The 7,727-nt window shown below is 59.2% G+C and carries 7 protein-coding genes, 1 tRNA gene and 1 pseudogene; 5 read left to right on the top strand and 4 right to left on the bottom strand.

Annotated features, from left to right (window positions below):
• A pseudogene (locus PQQ52_RS25815) lies at window positions 1-444 on the bottom strand (toxin co-regulated pilus biosynthesis Q family protein); the annotation flags it as partial.
• 1,270 nt (window positions 445-1,714) lie between these two features.
• Between PQQ52_RS25815 and PQQ52_RS25810 the strand changes: the two are divergent.
• From PQQ52_RS25810 to PQQ52_RS25790, 5 genes are all read left to right on the top strand, one after another.
• Window positions 1,715-2,026, top strand: coding sequence for a hypothetical protein (locus PQQ52_RS25810; protein WP_408217552.1), 312 nt, complete (start codon window positions 1,715-1,717; stop codon window positions 2,024-2,026).
• Entirely contained in the window at window positions 2,023-2,424 is a 402-nt protein-coding gene (locus PQQ52_RS25805) for an HrpB1 family type III secretion system apparatus protein (protein WP_408217550.1), read from the top strand. The genes PQQ52_RS25810 and PQQ52_RS25805 overlap by 4 nt, the downstream gene beginning before the upstream one ends.
• Window positions 2,421-2,858: a GNAT family N-acetyltransferase gene (locus PQQ52_RS25800; protein ID WP_408217547.1), complete on the top strand. Its 438-nt coding sequence runs from the start codon at window positions 2,421-2,423 to the stop codon at window positions 2,856-2,858. Before PQQ52_RS25805 ends, PQQ52_RS25800 begins: the two co-directional genes overlap by 4 nt.
• A 208-nt stretch (window positions 2,859-3,066) precedes the next feature.
• Entirely contained in the window at window positions 3,067-3,567 is a 501-nt protein-coding gene (locus PQQ52_RS25795) for an HrpB1 family type III secretion system apparatus protein (RefSeq protein ID WP_408217544.1), read from the top strand.
• Window positions 3,568-3,677: 110 nt separating this feature from the next.
• Window positions 3,678-4,259 (top strand): hypothetical protein, encoded by a 582-nt coding sequence (locus PQQ52_RS25790; RefSeq protein WP_408217541.1) that lies wholly within the window; start codon window positions 3,678-3,680, stop codon window positions 4,257-4,259.
• A 193-nt stretch (window positions 4,260-4,452) separates the two neighbouring features.
• Here PQQ52_RS25790 and PQQ52_RS25785 read toward each other — a convergent pair.
• The 3 genes from PQQ52_RS25785 to lon all read right to left on the bottom strand — a co-directional run bounded on the left by PQQ52_RS25785 (window position 4,453) and on the right by lon (window position 7,690).
• A tRNA-Val gene (locus tag PQQ52_RS25785) sits at window positions 4,453-4,528 on the bottom strand.
• A 129-nt stretch (window positions 4,529-4,657) separates the two neighbouring features.
• Entirely contained in the window at window positions 4,658-4,930 is a 273-nt protein-coding gene (locus tag PQQ52_RS25780) for an HU family DNA-binding protein (RefSeq protein ID WP_408217538.1), read from the bottom strand.
• Between the two features lie 336 nt (window positions 4,931-5,266).
• Window positions 5,267-7,690, bottom strand: coding sequence for an endopeptidase La (lon, locus tag PQQ52_RS25775; protein WP_408217535.1), 2,424 nt, complete (start codon window positions 7,688-7,690; stop codon window positions 5,267-5,269).
• Window positions 7,691-7,727 lie beyond the last annotated feature (37 nt).

The following is a 7,727-nucleotide window of genomic DNA, read 5'->3' as shown; positions in this document are numbered from 1 at the left end:
CGGTTGCGGTTGCGGTTGCGGTTGCGGTTGCGGTTGCGGTTGCGGTGGGATTTGTGTCTGACGTTGTGCCAGCATCGGCAGCGTTTGTGCAGACGGCTGCGCGCCGGCCAGTGCGGCCGGCGGTGGCGTGTCGACCATGGCGGCAGCCGGTACGGCCAGCGGCGAACTGGCAACAGGCGCCGGTAACGCGGTCACCGTGACCAGATGAAGATCGGTGTTGACGCGCGCCTGCAAGGTGCGATTACCGGCCAGAATCTCGCCGAGCGCACGGACAAACGACGTATCGCCGCGCCAGCTCACCGGCGCATCGGCCCACGCGCCGGCGTTCGGTACGTTGACGCTATAGTTGGTCGGTACGATCTGCTCCAGCGCACGCAGCAACGGTACGCCATGACCGCTGGCGCGGACGGTCTCGGCCGCGCGCTGGCTTCCCTCGACAATCACTTGCGAGTCCGACGCGGCGGCTCCTACGCTCGCGAACCCTGCCCAGCATAAAAAGAGCCCCGTCCAAACATATCGTTTTCGCATACCGTTTCTTTGCCTTCTGCTTTGCTCTGATTCGTCCTGTCGGCCTGGCCCGCCGCGCTGCGTCCGGCTGCGCTCAAGCCACAGCGCAGGGTCCGATAAAACAGATAGCGCAGCCGGTCTCGCAGACCAGCCAGACGACCGGAAGATGTGCGCGATTCAATCACGACACCGACTGCCGATACGCCTGGTTGAGAGCAATAATTCCGCTACGTGGAAATCCCCTGTCGTTATCTATTTGCACAAAAATGCGCTATGGATACCTTTTGCGCCCGCGCAAGTTTAGCTGGTAAGAATTGGTTATTTCAATTGAAAAAAGAAGCTTAGCGGAAACATTAATCGTAAAAAATATTCGCTCGCGGGTGCAAGTTCATTAAATTCGTGATAGACACGAAGCCGAATAGCGGCCAATTGCTGCAACACACAAATCATGCAGCGTTTGCATTGCAATGCCGCATCGCTCACCACCCGCCGCCGCGCCCTGGCGCTCAAAAGCCGACCCAGTGGGCCTAATTCGAATATCGGGTGCGATGTTGACACGCCCGGATCGACGCCAGACCGGATACTCATTGTCAAACCGGATTCGCTAGCCTCTTATTCTTACAATTACATAACGTCTATCTGGCCAATATATTCCACATCTGGCGTACGTATTGGTCTCACCGTCATTACGGCGCCGTATCCGTGGAACCGTTCTGAAGACCGGCCTGGCGAAAAGCTAAATAGTGGGAGTCCGGGCCACTCAGAACTATCCAATTCGCCATTAGCAGGCGAATTCACGATCTTCTCAATATCCAGGAAGAAAACGTTAAGGGCGGCGCGTAATGAAATTGCAAAGCGCCCAAGGCCTCCAGGTGCTTATCGGCGGATGAGGCGTGGATCTTTAAAGCAGCCGGCGACATGGACTTCACGATGGGCTACTACTGCCAGGATCCATCGGGCGGTAGCGCCGTGACGTTCTATGGCGACAACATTTCACACACAAGTTGATGGGCACGCCGTGGCCGCATCGGGCGTGATTTCCCGACAACGCTTCGTTCGGATTTTCGTACCCCGATTCGCAATACGCAGCGCCGCCGGATACGACGACGCTACATTGGTGACTGGGACGTTCACAAGAATTCTGTCTCGCACGTTCTCTCTCCTTCGTCGAAGGAGAGCCATTTGTCTCGACACACAGGGATACACAATGAGCGCGATCGGCAAAGCAATTGAAGGTCTGGGAAAAGACATCGGCCATGCGGTCGAAGGCGTCGCCAACGGTATCGGTAACGTCGTGAAAGGTGGTATCGACCTGGCGAAAGGAGCGTTGACGCTGAACCCGAAAGAAATGCTGAGCGGCGCAAAGGAAGCGGCCGGCGGCGCGTTCGGCGCGGTCAAGAGTGCGGCCGACCTGACGCCCGAAGGGCTCGAAGCCAGCGCCGCGAACAATCTGCTCGACGGCGTCGTCAGCTCGTTCGGCGGCAGTGGGAGCGGTAGCGGCAGTTCGACGCTTTCGTGAGCGACGTCATGCAAGCCGTCGACACACTCCATACGACCGGCGCGGCCGCGATGGCCAGTGCAGTGGTCGTCGCCATCAGGGAAAACCGTCTCGACGACGCCGACGCGCTGCTCGAGCAACTCTACGACGCTTATCCGGACGCGCGCGACCAGTTGGCGCTCCCCGTGATGATCGCGATTCAGCGCGGCCAGGCGACCGAAGCGTGGCAGCTCGTCAACGGTTTGCCTGACGCGCAGCATCCCGAGTTGAAAGCGCTGTGCCTGCGCCTGCTGAAGGATCCGAGCTGGTACGGCTACGCCGAGGCCGCGCTCGATCATCCCGATCCTCATGTGCAGAAGGCGATGCGCAATCTGCTCGGCCGCTCCGAGGAGGAGGACATTCACGAGCTGTTGCGATGAGCCGGTTGCGGCTCGCAGCCGAGGCGGATCTGGCGGTCTATTACGACGCCGATGCGCCCCGTTACGAAACGCCCGGCCAGCAGGTGCTGCAGATCGTCACCAAAGAGATCTTCATCGCCTATTACAGGGACTGCCCGTCGATTGGTTTCGTCTGCGACGACATGCCGATCGGCGGCATCATTTTCGACGGCAATGAGGCGCATATCGCCGTGTTGCCCGCCTATCGCGGACGCTGGGCACTCCTGTTGCGGCCGGCGCTCGACTGGCTGTTCAGCCTGAAGGCCGAGATCGTCGTCGACGTGGAAATCGATAACCGTGTCTGTATCGAGTTCATGCGCCGCAACCACTGGCCGGTGATCGCCAGCAAACGGGGCTGGCTGACTTACCGGATGACGAAGCAGCCGCGGCGGCATGGCGCGGCAAACTTCGAATAGTCTTTTGCCGTAATCGGGTTCGCCCGATGTGACGAACGACTTCGCTCAGCGCTCGTTTGGTTCGCATCGGCGAATGCGGGCTGCGGAGAATATTGCACACTGAAGTTGTCGGCCATGCTGACGGCATGGACCGGGGAAGACGCGGCGAAGCAGGCAAAGCGGTACGTCACGGTCTTTTTATTGCAGTTTCCACACAGGTGACGAAATCGTGAATTACACAGCATGCAAGGACGACGTGGCGGGCGGACTCACCAAGGTACTGTGGACCGCGTCGCAACTCGATGATCTGTCCGACTTCGATGATCTGCTCGACGCGATCCGGGTGCTGCGGCCCCGCTGGACCGGTGCCGGCACGGTGGTCGCATGGCGCCATCTGCGCCGCCAGTCCTGGCTTGACGCATTGCGCGTGCTGGAGGACGACGACGAGGAGGCCAAACGCTCGGCGCTACATTCGGCGCTGATGGCGGTCTGCCTGTTCGGCATGCAGGATCCGCTGTGGCAGAGCTATGCCCGCACGGCGGCAGAACAACGCGAGCATCGTGAAGCGTCGAGCATCGGCGCCCGGCTGCTCGAGCGCGCAGCCAAACTGGACGGCAGCGTGCGCGCAGCAGAGTCGACAGCGGCGGAACCCGCTGCCGCAACGCCGGCCTGGCCGGCGGCATCGGCCGACGCGGTCAGCCATATGCCGTCGAGCTGGGTGCGGGCGTGACGGGTTGACAGTGTTTGGGCCGCGCTTGAGTCGATGTCGGTTTCGGTAACGCCTCGTGCGTCACACTGGGTTCAAGCGAAGATTTTCATCGTTTCATCGAGGAGTGGATCATGCCTTCTGTTAAAGGACTTGGCGGCGCAGCGGACGTAGCCGGCGCGGTTATCGAGAATTTTTCCCAAAAAGAGGGAACATCCAAGACACCGGGTGCGCCCACGTCGTCGCCTAACAGTCATTCGATGGGCCTGCTCCACGGTCTCGCAAACAACAATCCGTTCAGGAACGGCATATCGTCACGGATGCGCGCCGCGCTCCCGTCGATGACCGGCGGTGGCGGCATGGCCAAGAACGCACTCGACACGACGGCCGCAATGGCGTCCCATCTGCCGGGGCCGTTGGGGGCAATGGGCACGGTGGCTCAAGCCGGCTTGAACAAGATAGACTCGTCGAAGACAGATGCGCTTGGTGCCGCTGGGGACGCGCTGGGACAGGGACCCGCTCCATCGAAAACGACCGCGTCCAACAACATGGATCAGGCCGCCATGCTGAAACAGATGACCGACGCCCAACAGAACAGCGCCGTCATGACGATGAAAATGAGCCAGTTGAGTCAGGAAGCGGAGCGGACTAGCAGCGCGGCCAGTTTCCTGACCACATTGAATAAAAACGTGTGCAAGGCGCTGACGGGTCAATAGCAGCAAAGTTCGCACAATGCCGCTTAGGGTTTAGGGTCCAGTGGTAACCCCTGGACCCACCCTACTCGGTTCGCTCAGCTCGACTCTGTCGACAGTGGCAATAAAAAACCCGCGGAGCCAATAGCCACGCGGGTTTCAGAGTACTGCAGCAGATCTCTTCGGACCTGCTCGGATGCTAATCGTGAAACGGAAATGGTGGGTGCTGAGAGGCTCGAACTCCCGACCTACGCCTTGTAAGGGCGCCGCTCTACCAACTGAGCTAAGCACCCGTTTCACGATTCAGTGTGTTTCTGCTTTTGCTGCCTGATTTATCAACTTGAGTATCAACCCAAGCAACTCACGCAAAATTCGTCGCACTTCTTTACAACGAATCTGCAGTTCCTCAAGCAGCAAGCCCATTAGTTTAGCGCATCCTTCAAAGCTTTGCCAGGCCTAAATTTGGGGACCTTCGCCGCCTTGATTTTGATGGCGGCGCCCGTGCGCGGATTGCGACCCGTGCGTGCCGTACGCTTGCCAACCGCAAACGTACCGAAACCCACCAACGTCACCGAGCCGCCTTTCTCCAATGTCCCTTTGACCCCACCGATCACCGCCTCCAATGCACGGCCTGCCGCAGCCTTCGAAATATCGGCTTGCTGCGCAATATGATCGATCAATTCCGTTTTATTCATTCCAACCCCCGAGAATGTTTATGGCAATCGTGACGGTGCTCTATAGCATCTGGCATCACGCGGCCGGCGGACAACGCCGAGCCGACTCATTAGAATTGGCCGAAACCCTTGTGTCAAGCGGGGTTGAGCCTATGAGAGCGATTCCGGAGGACGCGTCTTTAACCACATCTTGCCGTAAATCGATGCGCGCACAATCAATCGACGACAGAGAACACCCTTTGTTCAAAAAGTGGGATTAGATGCGCTTCACATGTGCCCTTGGGCATCTCGCCGGCAATAAAAAACCCGCGGCCGAGACCGCGGGTTTGTGTACAGCGAACAGCCTTCGTCGCTGACTTAGTGCTTCACGACCTCTGTCGCACCGGAGTCTTTCGCCGGCTCTGCTGCGACAGGCGCAGCAGGCTTCGGCTCTTCGTCCGGCAATGCCGCGGGCACGCGTTCGAGCGACAGTTCGAGCACCTTGTCGATCCAACGGACCGGCACGATCTCGATCGCGTTCTTCACGTTGTCCGGAATCTCCGTCAAATCCTTGACGTTATCTTCCGGAATCAGCACCAGCTTGATGCCGCCGCGATGCGCCGCCAGCAATTTCTCCTTCAAGCCACCGATCGGCAAGACTTCACCACGCAAGGTGATTTCGCCCGTCATCGCGACATTGGCGCGCACCGGGATGCCGGTCAACACCGACACCAGCGCGGTCGTCATCGCAATACCGGCCGAAGGACCGTCCTTCGGCGTCGCGCCTTCCGGCACGTGGATGTGAATGTCCTGCTTCTCGAACGCTTCGTCCTTGATACCCAGACGGCGCGAACGCGAGCGGACCACCGAGCGCGCTGCTTCGACGGATTCCTTCATCACGTCGCCGAGCGAACCCGTGCGGATCACATTACCCTTACCCGGCATCACTGCGGCTTCAATGGTCAGCAAATCGCCGCCCACTTCCGTCCACGCGAGACCCGTGACCTGGCCAACCTGATTTTCCTTCGCGGCCAGACCGAAGTCGTACTTGCGCACGCCGAGGAACGTGTCGATATTGCTCGCGTCGACCTTCACCGCGCCTTCTGCCTTCTTCAGCAGAAGCATCTTCACGACCTTGCGGCAGATCTTCGAAATCTCGCGTTCGAGCGAACGCACGCCCGATTCGCGCGAGTAATAACGAATGATGTCGCGGATCGCGGATTCCGTCACATCGACCTCGCCTTCCTTGAGGCCGTTGTTCTTCTTCTGCTTGGGCAAAAGATAACGTTGCGCGATGCTGACCTTCTCGTCTTCCGTGTAACCCGACAGACGGATCACTTCCATACGGTCGAGCAACGGCGGCGGAATGTTCAGCGAGTTCGACGTCGCCACGAACATCACGTCCGACAGATCGAAGTCGACTTCCACGTAGTGGTCGGCGAACGTATGGTTCTGTTCCGGATCGAGCACTTCCAGCAGCGCCGACGACGGATCGCCGCGGAAATCCTGACCCATCTTGTCGACTTCGTCGAGCAGGAAGAGCGGATTACGCACGCCGACCTTGGTCAGGCTTTGCAGAATCTTGCCGGGCATCGAACCGATGTACGTACGACGGTGACCGCGAATCTCGGCTTCGTCGCGCACGCCGCCGAGCGCCATACGCACGAACTTGCGGTTCGTTGCGCGAGCGATCGACTGACCCAGCGACGTCTTACCGACACCCGGAGGCCCAACGAGGCACAGGATCGGCGCTTTCACCTTGTCGACACGTTGCTGGACCGCGAGATACTCGAGAATGCGTTCCTTCACTTTCTCGAGACCGAAGTGGTCTTCGTCAAGCACGCGTTCCGCATTCGAGAGGTCGTTGTTGACCTTGCTCTTCTTGCGCCACGGCAAGCCGATCAGCGTATCGATGTAGTTGCGCACGACCGTCGCTTCAGCCGACATCGGCGACATCAGCTTGAGCTTCTTCAGCTCGCCGTCGGCCTTCTTCTTCGCTTCCTTCGGCATACGGGCGGCCGTGATGCGCTTCTCGAGTTCCTCGAGATCCGCACCTTCTTCGCCTTCGCCCAGTTCCTTCTGGATTGCCTTGACCTGTTCGTTCAGGTAGTACTCGCGCTGGCTCTTTTCCATCTGGCGCTTCACACGCCCACGGATGCGCTTTTCGACCTGCAGGATGTCGATCTCCGCTTCGAGTTGCGCGAGCAGATGCTCGAGCCGCTCGATGACCGGGAACATTTCGAGGATGTGCTGCTTCTGGTCGAGCTTGAGCGGCAGGTGTGCCGCAATCGTGTCGGCCAGACGGCCAGCCTCGTCGATACCCGACAGCGACGTCAGGATCTCCGGCGGGATCTTCTTGTTCAGCTTCACATACTGATCGAACTGCGACACGATCGCGCGGCGCAGCGCTTCAGTTTCGGCGCTGTCGGCGTGGTCGGGTTCGAGCGGCATGACTTCGCACGAAAACTGCGTTTCCTGTTCTTCGATGGAAAGCGTTTTCGCGCGCTGCAAGCCTTCGACGAGCACCTTAACGGTGCCATCGGGCAGCTTCAGCATTTGCAGGATGTTGGCGATACACCCTACTTCGTACATGTCCTTTTCGGTCGGCTCATCTTTCGCAGCCGTTTTCTGGGCGACGAGCATGATGTGCTTGCCGCCTTCCATTGCTGCTTCGAGAGCCTTGATCGACTTCGGGCGGCCTACGAAGAGCGGAATCACCATGTGCGGGAAGACGACTACGTCACGCAGCGGGAGCAGCGGGAGCGTAATGCGTTCCGGCGGAAGGAGTTGGGTTCCTGACATTTCATTTCCCCATGAGTGGAATCAGTTCGTTCGATAG

The organism is Paraburkholderia sediminicola, assembly GCF_046030555.1.
GTDB classification, from domain to species: Bacteria; Pseudomonadota; Gammaproteobacteria; order Burkholderiales; family Burkholderiaceae; genus Paraburkholderia; species Paraburkholderia sediminicola_E.
This window is presented reverse-complemented; position numbering and strand designations above follow the sequence as displayed.

What these genes read in the sequence shown, in the direction of transcription:
- PQQ52_RS25810 (WP_408217552.1), top strand. Translation starts at nt 1,715, where the DNA reads ATGAGCGCGATCGGCAAAGCAATTGAAGGTCTGGGAAAAGACATCGGC.
- PQQ52_RS25800 (WP_408217547.1), top strand. Translation starts at nt 2,421, where the DNA reads ATGAGCCGGTTGCGGCTCGCAGCCGAGGCGGATCTGGCGGTCTATTAC.
- PQQ52_RS25790 (WP_408217541.1), top strand. Translation starts at nt 3,678, where the DNA reads ATGCCTTCTGTTAAAGGACTTGGCGGCGCAGCGGACGTAGCCGGCGCG.
- PQQ52_RS25780 (WP_408217538.1), bottom strand. Translation starts at nt 4,930, where the DNA reads ATGAATAAAACGGAATTGATCGATCATATTGCGCAGCAAGCCGATATT.
- lon (WP_408217535.1), bottom strand. Translation starts at nt 7,690, where the DNA reads ATGTCAGGAACCCAACTCCTTCCGCCGGAACGCATTACGCTCCCGCTG.